This window comes from Cellulomonas sp. Root485, from assembly GCF_001426705.1.
Taxonomy (GTDB): Bacteria; Actinomycetota; Actinomycetes; order Actinomycetales; family Cellulomonadaceae; genus Cellulomonas.
The window spans coordinates 126231-144172 of record NZ_LMFC01000001.1 but is presented as its reverse complement, the minus strand read 5'-3'; the positions used below and the strand labels follow the sequence as shown (position 1 = coordinate 144172).

General features: G+C 72.2%; 14 protein-coding genes. 8 read left to right on the top strand and 6 right to left on the bottom strand.

What is annotated here, in order from left to right; all coding sequences use genetic code 11:
• Nucleotides 1–52 precede the first annotated feature (52 nt).
• Both ASD16_RS00700 and acs read left to right on the top strand, forming a co-directional pair.
• Nucleotides 53–1159 carry a hypothetical protein gene (locus ASD16_RS00700; protein ID WP_055911825.1) on the top strand — a complete coding sequence of 369 codons (1107 nt, stop codon included), beginning with the start codon at nt 53–55 and terminating at the stop codon, nt 1157–1159.
• Between the two features lie 94 nt (nt 1160–1253).
• On the top strand, nt 1254–3254 hold the full coding sequence (gene acs / locus ASD16_RS00695) for an acetate--CoA ligase (protein WP_055911822.1): 2001 nt from the start codon (nt 1254–1256) through the stop codon (nt 3252–3254).
• A 3-nt stretch (nt 3255–3257) separates the two neighbouring features.
• Here acs and ASD16_RS00690 read toward each other — a convergent pair whose 3' ends face one another.
• Together ASD16_RS00690 and ASD16_RS00685 are read right to left on the bottom strand one after the other, a co-directional pair.
• Nucleotides 3258–3548, bottom strand: coding sequence for a hypothetical protein (locus tag ASD16_RS00690; RefSeq protein WP_055911819.1), 291 nt, complete (start codon nt 3546–3548; stop codon nt 3258–3260).
• A 540-nt stretch (nt 3549–4088) separates the two neighbouring features.
• Nucleotides 4089–5780 carry a bifunctional lysylphosphatidylglycerol flippase/synthetase MprF gene (locus ASD16_RS00685; RefSeq protein ID WP_055911816.1) on the bottom strand — a complete coding sequence of 564 codons (1692 nt, stop codon included), beginning with the start codon at nt 5778–5780 and terminating at the stop codon, nt 4089–4091.
• A 256-nt stretch (nt 5781–6036) separates the two neighbouring features.
• On the opposite strand from ASD16_RS00685, the gene ASD16_RS00680 reads away from it, so the two are divergent.
• Entirely contained in the window at nt 6037–7464 is a 1428-nt protein-coding gene (locus tag ASD16_RS00680; protein ID WP_055911813.1) for a cellulase family glycosylhydrolase, read from the top strand.
• Nucleotides 7465–7554: 90 nt separating this feature from the next.
• Here the strand turns inward: ASD16_RS00680 and ASD16_RS00675 are convergent, their stop codons facing one another.
• Nucleotides 7555–8778, bottom strand: a complete 1224-nt coding sequence (locus ASD16_RS00675; protein ID WP_082570527.1) for an FAD-dependent oxidoreductase — start codon at nt 8776–8778, stop codon at nt 7555–7557.
• A 70-nt stretch (nt 8779–8848) separates the two neighbouring features.
• Between ASD16_RS00675 and mshD the strand changes: the two genes are divergently transcribed.
• The 3 genes from mshD to ASD16_RS00660 are packed head-to-tail and all read left to right on the top strand — an operon-like array spanning nt 8849 to nt 13040.
• The gene (gene mshD, locus ASD16_RS00670; protein ID WP_055911807.1) at nt 8849–9832 is read left to right on the top strand and encodes a mycothiol synthase; all 984 of its coding nucleotides are present in this window, start codon (nt 8849–8851) and stop codon (nt 9830–9832) included.
• On the top strand, nt 9829–12066 hold the full coding sequence (locus ASD16_RS00665; RefSeq protein WP_055911804.1) for an RNA degradosome polyphosphate kinase: 2238 nt from the start codon (nt 9829–9831) through the stop codon (nt 12064–12066). The genes mshD and ASD16_RS00665 overlap by 4 nt, the downstream gene beginning before the upstream one ends.
• Nucleotides 12063–13040: an NUDIX domain-containing protein gene (locus tag ASD16_RS00660; protein WP_055911801.1), complete on the top strand. Its 978-nt coding sequence runs from the start codon at nt 12063–12065 to the stop codon at nt 13038–13040. Before ASD16_RS00665 ends, ASD16_RS00660 begins: the two co-directional genes overlap by 4 nt.
• A 21-nt stretch (nt 13041–13061) precedes the next feature.
• On the opposite strand, the gene ASD16_RS00655 is transcribed toward ASD16_RS00660, so the two are convergent.
• From ASD16_RS00655 to ASD16_RS00645, 3 genes are all read right to left on the bottom strand, one after another.
• On the bottom strand, nt 13062–14066 hold the full coding sequence (locus ASD16_RS00655; RefSeq protein ID WP_055911798.1) for an inorganic phosphate transporter: 1005 nt from the start codon (nt 14064–14066) through the stop codon (nt 13062–13064).
• A 5-nt stretch (nt 14067–14071) separates the two neighbouring features.
• Complete coding sequence (locus ASD16_RS00650) at nt 14072–14692, bottom strand: DUF47 domain-containing protein (RefSeq protein ID WP_055911795.1); 621 nt, start codon at nt 14690–14692, stop codon at nt 14072–14074.
• Nucleotides 14693–15042: 350 nt separating this feature from the next.
• Nucleotides 15043–15642: a hypothetical protein gene (locus tag ASD16_RS00645; protein WP_055911792.1), complete on the bottom strand. Its 600-nt coding sequence runs from the start codon at nt 15640–15642 to the stop codon at nt 15043–15045.
• Nucleotides 15643–15816: 174 nt separating this feature from the next.
• Here ASD16_RS00645 and ASD16_RS00640 point away from each other — a divergent pair, with 174 nt between their 5' ends.
• Both ASD16_RS00640 and ASD16_RS00635 read left to right on the top strand, forming a co-directional pair.
• Complete coding sequence (locus tag ASD16_RS00640; RefSeq protein ID WP_055915507.1) at nt 15817–17298, top strand: sugar porter family MFS transporter; 1482 nt, start codon at nt 15817–15819, stop codon at nt 17296–17298.
• Nucleotides 17299–17430: 132 nt separating this feature from the next.
• Nucleotides 17431–17919, top strand: coding sequence for a MarR family winged helix-turn-helix transcriptional regulator (locus tag ASD16_RS00635; RefSeq protein WP_055911788.1), 489 nt, complete (start codon nt 17431–17433; stop codon nt 17917–17919).
• Nucleotides 17920–17942: the final 23 nt, after the last annotated feature.

The window sequence follows — 17942 nt, the reverse complement described above, 5'->3', positions numbered from 1 at the left end:
AACAGCGGCGTCACCCGACGCCGCCCGACGTCGCCAGCTTCGAGGAGCACGCATGAGCACCTCCGACCCGCACCGTCCCGGCGGCGCAACCGACCGCCCGGACGACACCGCCGAGACGGACACGACCAGCGAGCCGAGCACGTCCATCGACGAGACGACACCGGCCGTCGACGACTCCGACGCCCACCAGGTCGCGCCGACCGTCGAGACCCTCGACCCGCCGACCCCGACCGAGCCCGAGACGCCCCCCGTCACCGCGGCTGAGCCCGTGAAGGCCCCCGTGGCACCGCCGGCGGAGCACGTCGAGCCGTCCGAGCCCGTCGCAGGCACGGTCGACGCCGAGCTGCCCTCGACCGCGACCGCCGCGGGCGCGGGCGCCGTGGCCGGCGCGGGCGCGGCGACCGCCGCGACCCGGAGGTCGAGCACGAGCGAACCGGCCGCGGACACCGGCCGGCACGCGGTCGTCCGACCGGCTCCCACGCCTCCGGACGAGCCGTCGACGACGGCCGCGGCCCCCGTCGAGACCCCGCCGGACCCGGTCCGGTCCCCGACGCCGACGCCTGAGCCCGCCGCCGCGGCACCCGTCGCACCCGTCGCAGCAGTCGCAGCCGTGCCTGCGCCGACGGAGCCGACGCCCCCCGCCGCCGAGGACGACGACCGGCTCTTCCCGGACCCGAACGCCCCGCGGAGCACGTCGGTCGGGTCCCACATCCTGGGCGTCATCGTCGGTCTGATCCTCGCCCCGATCGGGGTCGCGGTGCTGCTGCTGGGCGAGTCCCGGATCCTGCAGGCGCAGGTCGACGGCTGGGACGCATCCACCGAGGTGCTCGGCATCGTCCTGGTCTCGCTCGGCCTGCTGATCCTCGGGTGCGTGCTGCTGCTGGCGCTCTGGACCCCGGCGGTCCCCATCACGGGCGGTGCGGTGCTGACGCTCGCCGGCATCGTGTACCTGTACGTGCCGTCGATCGCCCGCGAGCAGACGCTCAACATCCTCACGTCGTCCGGCTGGCGGCTCACGGTCACGCAGGTGACCGTCGCGGGGACGTCGGGCATGGTCCTCGCGGTGGGATTCCTGCTCCTGCTGGCGGGCATCGTGGCCGGGTCGGCCCGTCGCCGCGGGGCCCGGCTCGGGGAGTTCCGCGAGCGCCACCGCGTCTGAGCCGAGAGCATGGGCAGGCCGGGTGTCCGGCTAGAGTGCGGTTCCGGACCCCGGTCCACCTGCATCGACGTCGCTGCTCAGGAGGTGGTCCTTCGTGACCGACACCACGCCCGAGACCCACGAGCCCGGGCTCGAGAACCTGCTCACGGAGGACCGCCGGTTCCCACCGAGCCCGCAGTTCGTCGCCCAGGCCAACGCGCAGCGCGGGCTGTACGCGTGGGCCAACGCCGACCGGCCCAGCTTCTGGGCGGAGCAGGCCCGGGAGCTGCTGAGCTGGGAGAAGCCGTTCGAGGAGGTCCTCGACTGGTCGAAGGCGCCCTTCGCCCGCTGGTTCGCCGACGGCACGCTGAACGCGGCCTACAACGCGGTGGACCGGCACGTCGAGGCGGGTAACGGCGACCGGGTCGCGCTGCACTTCGAGGGCGAGGGCGGCGACACCCGCACACTCACCTACGCCGACCTGCAGCGCGAGGTGTCCAAGGCCGCGAACGCGTTCGCGGCGCTGGGTGTCGGCACGGGCGACCGCGTCGCCATCTACCTGCCGCTCATCCCGGAGGCCGTCGTCACGATGCTGGCGTGCGCGCGCATCGGCGCCCCGCACTCGGTCGTCTTCGGCGGGTTCTCCGCGGAGGCGCTGAGCACCCGGATCAACGACGCCGAGGCGAAGCTCGTCGTGACCGCGGACGGCGGGTACCGGCGGGGGTCGGCCAGCGCGCTGAAGCCCGCCGTCGACGAGGCGCTGACCAAGGGCACCCCGTCGGTGAAGCACGTGCTCGTCGTGAAGCGGACCGGTCAGGACGTGGCCTGGAACGACGAGGTCGACGTCTGGTGGTCCGACGTCGTCGACACCGCGAGCGACCAGCACGTGCCGGTCGCGGTCGAGGCGGAGCACCCGCTGTTCATCCTCTACACCTCCGGCACCACCGGGAAGCCCAAGGGCATCTTCCACACCACCGGCGGCTACCTGACCCAGGCGGCGTACACGCACCGCAACGTCTTCGACCTCAAGCCGGAGACGGACGTCTACTGGTGCACGGCCGACGTCGGCTGGATCACCGGCCACACCTACGTCGTCTACGGGCCGCTGATCAACGGCGCCACGCAGGTCATCTACGAGGGCACGCCCGACACCCCGCACCGCGGCCGCTGGTGGGAGATCATCCAGAAGTACAAGGTCTCGATCCTCTACACCGCGCCCACGGCCATCCGGACCTGCATGAAGTGGGGCGAGGAGATCCCGAACCAGTTCGACCTGTCGAGCCTGCGGGTGCTCGGGTCGGTGGGTGAGCCCATCAACCCGGAGGCGTGGATGTGGTACCGCCGGGTCATCGGCGGGGACAGCGCACCGATCGTCGACACGTGGTGGCAGACCGAGACGGGCGCCATCATGATCAGCCCGCTGCCGGGCGTCACGGAGACCAAGCCCGGTTCGGCGCAGGTGCCGCTGCCGGGGATCGCGGCGGACGTCGTCGACGACGAGGCGCACTCCGTGCCCGACGGCGGGGGCGGCTACCTGGTGCTCACCGAGCCGTGGCCGTCGATGCTGCGCGGTATCTGGGGCGACCCGGACCGCTACGTCGACACCTACTGGTCCCGGTTCCAGGGCCTGTACTTCGCCGGCGACGGTGCCAAGAAGGACGCCGACGGCGACATCTGGCTGCTCGGCCGCGTGGACGACGTGATGAACGTGTCGGGCCACCGGCTGTCCACCACGGAGATCGAGTCCGCGCTGGTGTCGCACCCGTGGGTCGCGGAGGCCGCGGTCGTGGGTGCCGCCGACGAGACGACGGGCCGGGCGGTCGTGGCGTTCGTGATCCTGCGCGGCGACGCCGGTGGCGGCGACCAGGACGCCGACGCGGTCCAGACCGAGCTGCGCAACCACGTCGCCAAGGAGATCGGCCCGATCGCGAAGCCGCGGCAGATCCTCGTCGTCGCGGAGCTGCCCAAGACGCGGTCCGGCAAGATCATGCGCCGCCTGCTGCGGGACGTCGCCGAGAACCGCCAGGTCGGCGACGCGACGACGCTCGCGGACTCCTCGGTCATGGACCTGATCGCCCGCGGGCTCTCTGCACCAGGGGCCAAGCAAGAGGACTGAGGTCTACGCGGGAGCCGGCTCCGTGCGCGGAGCCGGCTCCCCCTCTGCCACCTCGTTCGCCGGGCTCATCGCCAGCACCACGCACCCGGTGATCGCCAGGACGAGCCCGACGAGGACGCCGGGCAGCATGCCGTTGGCGACCGTGTCTCCGAGCACCAGCACACCGACGGCGCCGGGCACGACGACCTCGATCACGGACAGGATCGCGGCGCTGGGTCCGACGGCCAGCCGTTCCAGCGCACGCAGGTACCAGAGCGCACCGACGATCCCGCCGACCACGATGCAGACCGTCATGGGCTGCCAGATCGTCTCCCAGATGCCGTCGTGGTGGTGCGATGCCCGGGCTGCGATCGCTGCACCGGAGAAGCCGAGACCGGCGATCGCGGCCAGCAGCCAGCCGGGTCCGGGACCGGTAGGACGCGAGGGCCACGACGACGAGCACGCCGGTCGCGACGAGCATCGCCCGCTCGAACGACTCCGGGGGCGCGACCGCCGGCTGCTCGCCGGAGCCCAGACCGATGAGCACGAGCGCGGCGATCACGACACCGACCGCCGCGACGTCCAGGCGACGCATGCGCGCGTGCAGGAGGAACCGGGCCCCGACGACGACGACCACCAGCATCGACGCCATGATCGACTGGACGACGAACAGCGGCAGGTTGTCCAGCGCCAGCAGAGAGAGCACGAACCCGAGCCCGTCGACCACGAACGCACCGATCACCAGGGGCGTGAGGACGGCGGCGAGCCCCTGGGTGCGTCGCGTCGCTACTGCCTGCATGAGGGTGCTGGCGCCGTACGCCAGCGCCGACCCGATCGCGCACAGCAGCGAGAGGGTCACGACGGTGCGCCGATGTTCCCGAGGAACCGTCCGATCACCGGGATCTCCGTGACCCCTTCCGCGCCGGCCAGCACGAGGGCCTGCGTCGCGACGAGCTCGACCGAGTCGAGCACCACGTACCGCGGCACCCAGCCGGGGTCGAACTTCTCGTTGAACGTGCTGAGCGACCCCATCTGGGTGCCCTGCGAGAGCCGCTGCAGGATGGGCTTGGTCAGCGCCTCGATGCGCGAGGCCTCGGCGGGATCGCCCTCGAGGACCTCGCGCATCATCGCGAAGTTCAGCCCGAGCCCGTGCTGGCCGTCGCCGGCGAGGCGGGTGATCGTGGCGACGATGTTCGCGTCGATGAGGCCGTTGGGCAGCCCTTCGGTGTCGGTGCGCCGCCGCATGACGTCGAGCGACCAGCCGCCGATCGCGGTCGCGGGCACCCACTGGCAGAACGCGTCGACGCGACCGGCCGGATCACGGGTGACCGAGAGCAGCAGGCCGGTGTCCTCGGGCTGGAACAGGCGCGACAGCGTCATCGAGAAGCCGCGTTCCGTCTCGCCGTGCCGGGACTCCTCGCTCATCTCCTCGATCTGCGCGCGCAGCCCGGGCTCGATCGCTGACGGGTCGTGGAAGGTCGTCGTGTAGCCGGCGCGCTGGATGCGGTTCACCGCCTGCCGCAGGGACTTGTGCGACCGGCCCTCCAGGCTGAACGTCGGGCAGTCCACGATGGCCTCGTCGCCCAGGTAGACCGTGCGCAGTCCGCTCGACTCGTAGACGGGGAGCCAGTCGGCGGCTGCTCCGATGACCGCGACCGACCAGCCGAAGTCGTCGGCGAAGTCGAGGAACTCCGCCCACGCGAGCCCGCGCTCCTCGGGCGGGCCGATGGGGTCCGGCGACACCAGGCACACTCCCCCGCGCACCGAGTGCGCGATCACGGTCGCGCCGGTGAAGAACCAGTCCTTGTCGTCCCGCAGCGCGAAGTAGTCGAGCGTGCCGCTGCCGTGCTCCTGCACCACGAGCCGAGCCCGCTCCCGCTCGTCGCGATGATCCGCCGGGCTGAGCGTGCGCGGTCGGCGCGGTGAGAGCAGGGACCAGAGCAGGGCGACGACGAACACCACCGCCAGTGCGTACGTGACGGGCGCCAGGATCTGGCCGAGCCGCTCGACCTGCGCCTCGGTGGCGTCGGCGGCGACCGCCCAGACGGCCAGACCGACGACGAGCACGACGAGGAACACGACGATGGCGACCGTCCAGACGACCGCCCACCGGACGGCGCGGCGCGTGGGCAGCACCGGGAACGCTTCGGCCTGCGCGGCGAGCCACACGATGACGACGGCGATGACGAGGGCAGGCAGGAGGTCGGGGCCCTTGGCGAGATGGATCGCCACGGAGACGCCCAGCGCCGCCAGGGTGCCCAGCCACGCGAGCCGGTTCCCGCGCCGCAGGCCCCGGGCGGTGAGCAGGAGGACCACGGCGACCAGCCCGAGCGCGGGCCGCGCGGTGTGGACCACGAGCTCCGGGGCGATGTCGCGCACCAGGCCCATCCGCTGCCAGAGCGGCTCGATCGTCGCCGACAGGAGGCTCAGCACGGCCAGGATCAGCGCCGCCCGAGAAGCGATCTCCCTGACCCGACCGCGCCGGCGCTGCTCCTCGATCGCCGACGCCCCGGGCGTGCGCGGTGGGCGGGCGCTGCTCGTCGTCATCCGTCCAGTCTGCCCGGTCCCCGGTCGGCCGGGGCGTCGCCACACCCGCCCGGCAACGCGTGAGGTCAGGTGGGGGTTCGCGTGCGGTGTGAAGCGTTTCGGGCCGTGGAGAGCGCCTCCCTGACCTGGTTGTGTGACCACGCACCCGCCCGTCGGCCGGCCGGCGGAACGGCGGGCGGGTGCTTCCACCCACGAGAACCCTCGAGGCCGCCGCGTGCCCGCGGCCGGTCCGATGCCCCAGGAACGAGGAAGTCCCATGAGGTCTCGACTGTCCCTGCTGTCCGGCGCCGCCCTGGCTGCCGCCGTCGTCGCGCTCGGTGCGACGACGCTGATCTCGACGTCCGCGCAGGCCGCGACGCCACCCGGCCTGCACGTGTCCGGCACCCAGCTCGTGGAGAAGGACGGCACGCCGTTCGTCGCCCGCGGCGTCAGCCACGCCCACACCTGGTACACGTCCCAGACCGCGACCGCGATCCCCGCGATCCGCGCAGCCGGCGCGAACGCCCTGCGCGTGGTGCTGTCCGGCGGTGACCGCTGGACCAAGAACGACGCCACCGACGTCGCGAACATCATCAGCCTCTGCAAGGCCAACAAGCTGATCTGCATGCTCGAGAACCACGACACCACCGGCTACGGCGAGCAGAGCGGCGCCGTCACGCTCGACACGGCCGCCAACTACTGGGTGAGCATCGCCTCGGTCCTGCAGGGCCAGGAGGACTACGTCCAGATCAACATCGGCAACGAGCCCTTCGGCAACAACGCGACGACCAACGCGACCTGGGCGTCGGCGAGCTCCGCGGCCATCCAGAAGCTGCGCAACGCCGGGCTGCACCACAACATCGTGATCGACGCCCCCTCGTGGGGTCAGGACTGGGCCGGGATCATGCGGGACAACGCCGCGACCGTCGCCGCGTCCGACCCGGACAAGAACGTCCTGTTCTCCGTCCACATGTACGGCGTCTACAACAACGCCTCGACCATCAACGCCTACCTCGACGCCTTCAAGGCGAAGGGCCTGCCGCTGGTCATCGGCGAGTTCGGCAACATGCACTCCGACGGCGACCCGGACGAGGACACGATCATGTCCGAGTCCGTGAAGCGGGGCCTCGGCTACTACGGCTGGTCCTGGTCGGGCAACGGTGGCGGTGTCGAGTACCTCGACATGGTGACCAGCTTCAACCCGTCGTCCCTGACGTCGTGGGGCACCCGGATCTTCACCGGCACGAACGGCATCAAGTCCACGGCCGTGACCGCGAAGATCTACGGCGGCGTCCAGCCGACCCCCACCCCGACGCCGACCCAGACCTCGACCCCGACGCCGACGGTCACCCCCACCCCCACCGCCACACCGACGCCCACGGTGACCCCCACCACGCCGCCGAACAAGGGTTGCACGGCGGCCCTCGTGGTCAGCAACACGTGGCCCGGTGGCTACCAGGCCGCCGTCACCGTGAAGAACGGCAGCGCGATGATCAGCAGCTGGAAGACCTCCTTCGCCCTCCCCTCGGGCGGCGCGGTCCAGAGCGGCTGGTCCGGCACGTACGCGCAGTCCGGCTCGACCGTGACGGTGTCCAACGCCGCCTGGAACGGGCTGCTGGGTGCCGGGGCGTCCACCACCTACGGCTTCGTGGGCAGCGGCACCGCGCCGAGCTCCTCGACCACGGTGAGCTGCACCGCCGCCTGACGCACTGACGGACGAGGGGCCGGGTCACACGACCCGGCCCTTCGTCGAACCCGCGGGTGTCGGCACCCAGGGCGGGTTCGACGGCGAGAGCTACCCCTCCCAGAGGCTGCGGAGGTTGCGGGTCGCCTCGCGGCCCGCGCGGTTGGCGCCCACCGTCGACGCGCTCGGTCCGTACCCGACGAGCTGGATGCGGGGGTCCGCGACGACCTGCGTGCCGTCCATGACGATGCCCCCGCCGCGGGCGCGCAGGCCCAGGGGTGCGAGGTGGTCGAGCGACGCCCGGAACCCGGTGCACCACAGGATCGTGCGCGCCTCGACGTGAGCGGGCCCGCCGACCCAGCCGTCGCCCGGGCTCTCGGGGGAGTCCCACTCGACACCGTCCGGGGTGATGCGGTCGAACACCGGACGCGCGCGCAGGACCCCGGCGGCGATGCCCGTGCGGGAGGCGGGCGTCAGGGGCAGCCCGGTCACGCTGACGATGCTCTGCGGCGGCAGGCCGGCGCGCGTGCGCTCGTCGACCTGGGCGACCGCGTCGCGGCCGACCTCGGGGGTGAACGTCTCGTCCCGCCAGGCCGGGGGCCGACGGGTGACCCAGGTCGTCGTGGTGACGCGCGCCAGCAGGAGGGTCAGCTGGACGGCCGACGTGCCGCCGCCGACCACCACGACGTGCCCGTCGGCGAGGTCCTCGGGGAGCCGGAAGTCGTGCGAGTGCAGCTGCCGCCCGCGGAACCCGCCACGACCGGGGTAGGCAGGCCAGAAGGGCTTCTTCCACGTGCCGGAGGCGTTGATCAGACCACGGACCCGCCAGACGACGGCCTCCCCGGTGCGGCCGACGCTGCGGGAGCGGACCAGGAGCCGCCCGGAAGGCTCCGACTCGACGCGGTCGACGAGGACGGGACGCTGGACGCGCAGCTCGAACGCGTCCTCGTACTGCGCGAAGTAGTACGGGACGGCGAAGGCCGCGGGCTCGGCGGGGTCCGCCACCACCAGGGGCATCCCGGGCAGCTCGTGCACCCCGTGCGCGTCGGCCATGGTCAGGCCGGGCCACCGGTGCTGCCACGCGCCGCCGGCCTGCGGGTTGTCGTCCAGCACGACGAACGTCGCCGCCGCCCGTTCCCACCCGCGCTCACCGACCGCGACGAGGCCCGCGCGCCGCAGGTGGTAGGCCGCGGACAACCCGGCCTGTCCCGCGCCGATGACGGCCACCGTCACGTCGACCGGGCTCGTCTCCTCCGCCGACCGTCTCGCCCGCCTCGACCGGCGGGTGTCCTGCGGGCGGTCGTCGTGCAACGAGGCGTTCCCAGGGGCATCCATCGCCCGCCAACGTACCCGCTCACCCGACCGGAGCCATCCGCCGCGGGCCTCCCCGTGGTGGGATGGGACCATGCCCGACGACGTGTCCGCGCAGGTCATCCTCAGTGCGACAGCCGGGCCGCTGCCTGCCGGTTCCGCCGACGCCGTGCGCTCCCTCGCGGACCGGGCGGCGGCCGCTGACGGGGTGCCTCCCCTCTCGGAGCAGCCGCTGCTGTGGCTCAGCGCCGCGGAGGCACCGGTGATCCACCTGTGCGCAATGGTCGGGGGCGAGCTCGTCGGCTACGCCCAGCTCGACGTGGGCACGCAGACGTCCACGAAGGCGGAGCTGGTGGTGGACCCGGCGCACCGGCGCGCCGGCGTCGGCCGGGCGCTGCTGACCCGCGCGCTCGCCGAGACCGAGGTCGTCCCCGGGCGCACGCTGCGGGTGTGGGCGCACGGGGACCTGCCGGCGGCCCGACGGTTCGCCGAGGACCAGGACATGGCCGTCGTGCGCGAGCTGCTCCAGATGCGCGTCGACCTCACGGCGCGCCCGACGAGCACGCCCAGCCTGCCGACGGGCGTCACGGTGCGGGCGTTCGAGCCGGGGCGCGACGAGGAAGCGTGGCGCCGCGTGAACTCCCGCGCGTTCGCGTACCACCCGGAGCAGGGGCGCATGACGTCGGCGGACCTGCGCGCCCGGGAGCAGGAGCCGTGGTTCGACCCGGCGGGCTTCCTGCTCGCGGAGCGCGACGGGATCCTGCTGGGCTCGGTGTGGACCAAGGTGCACCCCGCAGGCGCGCAAGCGCCCGGGCAGAGCGCGGAACCGGTCGGCGAGATCTACGTGGTAGGGGTGGACCCGGACGCGCAGGGACTGGGCCTGGGTCGAGCCCTGACGGCGCTCGGCCTCGACCACCTGGCGAGTCTCGGCCTCGGGGCCGCCATCCTCTACACGGGCGCGGAGAACACCGTCGCGGTGCACACGTACGAGCGCGCGGGCTTCGTCCGGTCGGCCGTGGACGTGATGTTCGGTTCAGATACCCCGAGTTCACCTGCGGGTGTCACGATGGGCGCATGACGGACGCCACCGCCCTCGACCCGGCCCTGGCCGCGGCCATCGCCGAGCACATGGCCCAGAGCGAGATCGACGAGCACGTCGACACCGCCGAGCCCCTGCCCGACGGGCGGTTCCTCGACCGTGAGCTCTCCTGGCTCGCCTTCAACCAGCGCGTGCTGGAGCTGGCGGAGGACGGGGACATCCCGCTGCTGGAGCGGGTGCGGTTCCTGGCGATCTTCGCCTCCAACCTCGACGAGTTCTTCATGGTCCGGGTGGCCGGCCTCAAGCGCCGCATCGCGACGGGCATCGCGGTCACGGCCGCGTCGGGGCTGTCCCCGCGGCAGGTCCTGGAGGCGATCAGTGAGGAGGCGCACAGGCTCACGGCCCGCCACGCGGCGGTGTTCGCCGAGCAGGTGCAGCCGGCGCTGGCGCACGAGGGCATCACGCTGGTCCGCTGGGACGAGCTGGGCGAGAGCGAGCAGGACCGGCTGCGCAAGTTCTTCCGCCGGCAGATCTTCCCCGTCCTGACCCCGCTCGCGGTGGACCCGGCGCACCCGTTCCCGTACATCTCGGGGCTCTCGCTGAACCTGGCCGTCGTGGTGACCAACCCCGCGACCGGCAAGGAGCACTTCGCCCGCGTCAAGGTGCCGCCGCTGCTGCCCCGGTTCATCGCGGTCGACGCGTCCGGCCGGCCGAGCGCACCGGACATGCAGGCCGCCTCGCCCGAGAAGGGCCCGATGTCGTTCGTGCCCGTCGAGGACGTCATCTCGGAGCACCTCGAGCAGCTGTTCCCCGGCATGGTCGTCCAGGAGCACCACACGTTCCGGGTGACGCGCAACGAGGACGTGGAGGTCGAGGAGGACGACGCCGAGAACCTCCTCAAGGCGATGGAGAAGGAGCTGCTGCGCCGCCGCTTCGGCCCGCCGGTGCGCCTCGAGATCGCCGACGGCATCAGCCCGCGCATCCGCAACCTGCTCATCCGGGAGCTCGACGTCGCGGAGGACGAGGTGTACCAGCTGCCGGCGCCCCTGGACGCGACCGGACTCAACCTCATCGCCGACCTGGACCGGGCGGCGCTGCAGTTCCCCCGGTTCGTGGCCACCACCCCCCGCCAGCTGGCCGAGGTGGAGAGCGCGACCCCCGCGGACATGTTCGCCAAGATCCGCGAGCGCGACATCCTGCTCCACCACCCGTACGACTCGTTCTCGACCTCCGTGCAGACGTTCCTGCAGCAGGCCGCGGCGGACCCGCAGGTGCTGGCCATCAAGCAGACCCTGTACCGGACGTCGGGCGACTCCCCCATCGTCGACGCCCTCATCGACGCCGCGGAGGCCGGCAAGCAGGTGCTGGCGCTGGTGGAGATCAAGGCGCGGTTCGACGAGCAGAACAACATCTCCTGGGCACGCAAGCTCGAGCAGGCCGGCGTGCACGTCGTCTACGGGATCGTCGGCCTCAAGACGCACTGCAAGCTCTCCCTCGTCGTCCGCCAGGAGTCCGACGGGCTGCGCCGCTACTGCCACATCGGCACGGGCAACTACAACCCGAAGACGGCCCGGCTCTACACCGACCACGGGCTGCTCACCAGCGACCCGGAGGTCGGGCAGGACCTGACGCGCCTGTTCAACCAGCTGTCGGGCTATGCCCCGAAGTCCCGGTTCCACCGGCTGCTCGTGGCGCCGCGCTCGGTGCGGGCGGGTCTCATCGAGCGGATCGACCGGGAGGCCGACGCCGCGCGGATGGGCCAGCCCGCGTGGATCAAGATCAAGGTCAACTCGATGGTCGACGAGGCCACGATCGACGCGCTGTACCGGGCGTCCCAGGCGGGCGTCGCCATCGACATGGTCGTGCGGGGCATCTGCGCGCTGCGGCCCGGGGTCCCAGGCCTGTCCGAGACCATCCGGGTGCGCTCGATCCTCGGCCGCTTCCTCGAGCACTCCCGCATCTTCGCGTTCGCCAACTCGACCGCGCAGGCCGACGCCCCCTTCGAGGGCCCCGAGGTCTACATCGGCTCGGCGGACCTCATGCACCGCAACCTGGACCGCCGCGTCGAGGCCCTGGTCCGCATCGCCGACCCGGACCAGGTCAGCGAGCTCATCGAGCTCATGGACGAGTCGACCGACGACGGCACCTCCTCGTGGCACCTCGAGCAGGACGGGACGTGGCAGCGGCACCACCGCGGCCCGGACGGACCGCTCGTGGACCTGCAGGCCGCCCTGATCTACCGGCAGCGACGCCGGCCGGGCACGGGCCGGTGAGCCCAGTGGCCGCACCGGTCGTCGTCGAGGCGGCCGGGGCCCTCGTGTGGCGCGTCCGGCTGGGCACGCTGCAGGTCGCGCTCGTGCACCGCCCGCGCTACGACGACTGGTCGTGGCCGAAGGGCAAGGTGGACCCCGGCGAGACGATCCTCGCGGCGGCGACCCGTGAGGTCGCCGAGGAGACCGCGCACGACGTGGTCCTCGGGATCCCGCTGCCGGGGCTCGAGTACGCGCTGTCCGACGGCCGCCGCAAGCGCGTCCACTACTGGGCCGCCCAGGTGGCCGGCCGCCCGGACGCCGCCGCCTTGCGAGCCCGCCCGCCCGTCCCGCCGGTGTCGCCGAAGGAGATCGACCAGCTGCGCTGGTTCGACGTGGTGACGGCCGCCAAGCGGCTGACCCGCGACGACGACCGGGCTCCGCTGGCGGAGCTGGTCGAGGCGTACGAGAAGGGCCGTCTGGACACGCGCGCGCTGGTCATCGCCCGGCACGGGACGGCCCGACGGCGGTCGGACTGGAAGGGCACGGAGCTCGACCGGCCGCTGACCCCGGAGGGCCAGCGGCAGGCCCGTGCGCTGGTGCCGGTGCTGTCGACGTTCGGCGTCGCCCGGGTGGTCACCAGCGCGTGGGCGCGCTGCGTGAGCACGGTCGCGCCGTACGCGGCGGCGGCGCAGGTGGCTGCCGAGGTCCTGCCTGTCCTCACCGAGGCGGAGCACTCGACGTCGCCGGCCCGGGTGGCCGCGGAGGTCCTGCAGCTCCTGGAGCAGACGGGGGACGCCGTGCTGTGCACGCACCGGCCGGTGCTCCCGACGGTGGTCGACGTGCTGGCGCAGCACGCCCGCCGCAGCGTGGCCGACGCCCTGCCGGCCGCCGACCCGTTCCTCCACCCGGCGCAGGTGCTCGTCGCGCACGTCGCGCAGACCCCCAAGGGCCCGCGCGTGGTCGCCACGGAGACGCACCGCCCGGGCGAGCACTAGACCGAGAGCGGCCAGGAGCGCTCAGGTCAGGATCGGGTTGAGGATCCAGTAGACGCAGGCGGCGACCAGGGCCGCCATCGGGATGGTCAGCACCCACGCGGTGCCGATGTTCTTGGCGACACCCCAGCGGACGGCGGACAGGCGCTTCGTGGCGCCGACGCCCATGATCGCCGAGGTGATCGTGTGCGTGGTCGAGATGGGCGCGTGCAGCCAGTAGGCGCTGGCGTACAGGACGGACGCGGCGACCGACTCGGCGACGAAGCCGCGCGCGGGGTCGAGCTCGATGATCTTGCGGCCGAGGGTGCGCATGATGCGCCACCCGCCCGAGTAGGTGCCGAGCGAGATCGCCGTGGCTGCGGACAGCTTGACCCACAGCGGGATGGCGTCGCCCTGGTTGTAGAAGCCGCCGGCGATCAGGGCCAGCATGATCACGCCCATGGTCTTCTGCGCGTCCTGCAGGCCGTGCCCCAGGGCCATCGCGGCGGCGGACGCCGTCTGCGCCAGCCGGAAGCGGCGCATCGTGCGAGCCGGCGCGGAGTTCCGCACGAGCCAGAGCACGCCGACCATCAGCGCGAACGCCAGCGAGAAGCCGACGAGTGGGGAGAAGATCATCGGGATGACGACCTTGTCCAGGATCGCTCCCCAGTAGACGGTGACGTTCGCGGCGATGCCGGCGCCCGTCAGACCGCCGATGAGGGCGTGCGTCGACGACGAAGGCAGACCCAGCCACCAGGTGATGAGGTTCCACGAGATCGCGCCGATCAGCCCGGACAGGACGATGATCAGCGCCTCCTGGGAGGAGACTCCGCCGACGTTGATGATGTCCTCGGCGATGGTCGTGGCCACCTGGGTGCCCAGCAGGGCGCCGACGAGGTTGAAGACGGCCGCCATGATGAGCGCGGCGCGGGGCGTCAGCGCGCGGGTCGACACCGAGGTGGCGATCGCGTTGGCCGCGTCGTGGAACCCGTTGGTGTAGTCGAACCCGAGCGCGAACGCGACGACGATGATGACGAGCGCGAGTTCCACCGAGCTCAGGACTCCTTGAGCGCGATGGTCTCGACGGTGTTCGCCACCTTCTCGAACGCGTCGGCGGCGTCCTCGAGCTTCTCGACGATCTCCTTGACCTTCATCAGCTGGATCGGGTCGGTGACCTCGTCGAACAGCTGGGCCAGGAGCTTGCGGTGGATCTTGTCGGCCTGGTTCTCGAGGCGGTTGACCTCGACCCAGTACTCGGACAGCGAGTCCATCGAGCGCAGCCGGGGCATGGCCTCGGCGGTCAGCTCGGCGGCCCGCTGGAGCACCTGGACCTGGTCGGAGACGCGCGCGGGCAGGGCGTCGACCTTGTACAGGACGATGAGGTCCGCGGCCTCCTCCATGAAGTCCATGCAGTCGTCGAGGCTCGAGGCCAGCGTGTAGATGTCGTCCCGGTCGAACGGGGTGACGAACGTCTGGTTGAGCCGGCGCATGATCGAGTGCGTCGCGTCGTCCGCCTCGTGCTCGGCGTCGGCGATGCGCTTGCCGATCTCCTTGCGGGTGGAGCGGTCGGCCCCGAGCATCTCGCCCAGCAAGTTGGCGCCCGTGACGAGGTGGATCGCCTGAGCGGCGAAGAGGTCGAAGAACGTGGTGTCGCGCGGGGTGAGGCGCAGGCGCACGGCGGGCTCCGGGGGACAGGGTGGAGGGAGGGAGGTGCCAGGGGAGAAGGGCGGGATCAGGCTAGGACACGGTGGCTCGGATGCCTAACGCACGGCGACGCGCGCATGGACACATGGTGACAGCCCGGCGACGTCCGTGGGGGCACGCTCCTGCGAGGCGACGCCGGACCGCGGAGCGCCTCTCGGCGCGAGGCCGCTCGAAGCGGCTTGAGATGGAGCCCGGGGCTACCGCGGCCCGACGTCGCCGCTCATCGTACGCCCGCCCACCCGTCGCGACCGGGTGATCGATGTCCGTCGTCGCGCCCGTCCGGCCCGGACCTGCGCGTTCACCCGACCGTACGTGGGCGACGTCACTCCAGCCGGTCGGCCCGCCAGAGCGAGGCGGCGTGCTCGAGCTCCTCCGCGGTGCGCACGAGGGACGCGGCCCCGCGGGTCAGCCGCTGGGCGGCGGGCGGGTCGACGTCGTCCAGGTGGTCGGCGTCGAACGCCGCGCCGGTCGCGAGCACCCGGCTGAACGCCGCCGCCCGCTCGAGGGCGACGTCGAGGTCACCCGTGTAGACGCCGGACAGCACCTCGTCGGCCACTTTCAGGACGTCCGCCGGGCCGGGGGCGTCGGCCACGCCGGCGACGACGTCGTGCACGGGGGCGGCGGCGACGCCGAGGCGGTACCGGTCGGCGACCGTCGCGGGGTCCCGCCGGACCCACTCGCGCAGCACGTACAGCCGCCAGAGGGCTCCCGGCAGGCTGTCCGCCTGACTGTCGGACCACAGGGCGGCGACGACGTCGAGGCCCTCCCGCTCGACCAGGGACACCAGGCGGGCGACGACGTCGGGGTCGGTGTTGGCCCGGCCCTGGTGCACGAGCGCAGCCGCGGTGGTGTGCGCCGCCTCGTTGCGCAGCGCCGGGTCGTAGCCGCCGGGCAGCTCCTCCGCCTGTGCGGGATCGAGCATGGCGGGGCGACGAGGGCGCTTCGCTCCACCGGTGCCGTCCATCGGACGATCTTGCCTCCCCCGCACCGCCTCGGCCAACAGCCACACCCGCCCGAGGTGCGCGCCCACCCGGTGGGGGCCAAGGTGGGGGTGATCTCCCCGGGAGCGGCTCGGGGTCCGACGGAGGTGCAGATCATGTCCCAGGCAGCGTCGCCGCAGGGGGCGACAGGCGGCTCGGCCGTACCCCCGCACCCCTACAAGAACAAGGCCATCGGTCTCGCGGTCGCCGCGGCGGTCGGTGGCTTCCTCTTCGGCTTCGACAGCTCGGTCATCAACGGCGCCGTCGACGCGATCGAGGGCGAGTTCGAGATCGACCCCGCCGTCACCGGGCTCGTCGTCGCCATCGCCCTGCTGGGCTGCGCCTTCGGCGCCTGGCTCGGCGGCAAGCTCGCGGACCGCTGGGGCCGCACCCGCGTGATGTTCCTCGGGGCGGTCCTGTTCTTCGTCTCCTCGATCCTGTCCGGCCTCGCGACCGGCGTCTGGGACCTGGTGCTGTGGCGCATCATGGCCGGCATCGGCATCGGCATCGCGTCGGTGATCGCACCGGCGTACATCGCCGAGATCGCCCCGGCGGCCATGCGTGGCCGCCTGGGGTCGCTCCAGCAGCTGGCCATCACGCTCGGTATCTTCGCGGCCCTGCTGTCCGACCAGCTGCTGGCGACGGCGGCGGGCGGCGCGTCCGAGGAGCTGTGGTTCGGGCTCGAGGCGTGGCGCTGGATGTTCATCGTCGCGGTGATCCCGGCCGCGGTGTACGGCATCCTCGCGCTCCAGATCCCGGAGTCGCCCCGCTACCTCATCGCGACGGGCAAGCGCGAGGAGGCCAAGAAGGTGCTGGCCACGACGCTGCCGGAGAACGACGACGTCGAGGCGCACGTCGTCCAGATCGAGCACACGATCGCCACGGACAAGAAGCTCGCGTCCCAGGCCAGCCTGAAGGGTCCGCGGTTCGGGCTGCTGCCGGTGGTGTGGATCGGCATCCTGCTGTCGGTGTTCCAGCAGTTCGTCGGCATCAACGTGATCTTCTACTACTCGAACACGCTGTGGCAGGCCGTCGGGTTCGAGGAGAGCCAGTCGTTCATGATCTCCACGATCACGTCGGTCACCAACGTGCTCGTGACGTTCATCGCGATCGCGCTCATCGACAAGATCGGTCGCCGGCCGCTCCTGCTCACCGGTTCCTTCGGCATGGCGGTGACGCTGGGGCTCATGGCGCTCGCCTTCACGCAGTCGACGGGCACGGGCAAGGACGTGACCCTCGACGGCTCGTGGGCGGTTATCGCCCTGGTCTCCGCCAACCTCTTCGTCGTGTTCTTCGGGGCGACCTGGGGCCCGCTCGTCTGGGTCCTGCTGGGCGAGATGTTCCCCAACCGCATCCGTGCGGCTGCGCTCGGCGTGGCGGCGGCGGCTCAGTGGATCGCCAACTTCCTCATCACGGTGACGTTCCCGCCGCTGCTGGACACGTTCGGGGCGTCGATCCCCTACCTGATGTACGCGATCTTCGCGACGCTGTCCTTCTTCTTCACGCTCTGGAAGGTGCCTGAGACCAAGGGCATCGAGCTGGAGGACATGGAGGGCGTCAAGGTGGAACGCACCCGCCGGGGGGCCCCGACGGCCTGAGATCTGCCACCGCACGCGGCCGGACCACTCCACGGGTCCGGCCGCGTCGCTGTGTGCGGGAATACTTCCGGACCTCAGTTGCTTGAAGCAAGCATTAGTTCTATGGTTGCGTCGAGCAACAAAAGGAGTGCCATGCCGTCCGTCCAGCCCGAGGCCCCGCCGCAGCAGCTGCTGCGGTCCGTCGAGGCCTTCAGCCGCGCCCTGCGCGAGTCGTCCCTCGGCGTCGCCCGCGAGGTCGGCTGCTCGAAGGGGACGTTCGCGATCGTCCGGATCCTGGAGCGTCGCGGGTCCCTCCAGGTGAGCGACATCGCCCACATCCTGCGCGTCGACATCTCGGTCGCCAGCCGCCAGGTCAGCCAGCTCGTCGACGACGGCCTGGTCGAGCGCGCGGTCGACGACGGCGACCGACGCGTCCGCACCCTCCGCCTCTCCCCCGCCGGCCGCTCGCTGGCGCTCGAGATCGGGACGGTCCTCGACCACCGCGCCGGCGAGGTCTTCGCCGACTGGTCCTCCGAGGACCTCGCGACCGCCACCACGACGCTCGACCGCCTGACGACGACGATCACGCGACTGGCCGCCCCGGCCGACGCCGACCGCGCGCCGGCACCCGCGCACGCCTGACCCCACCTGACGCACGACCTCCC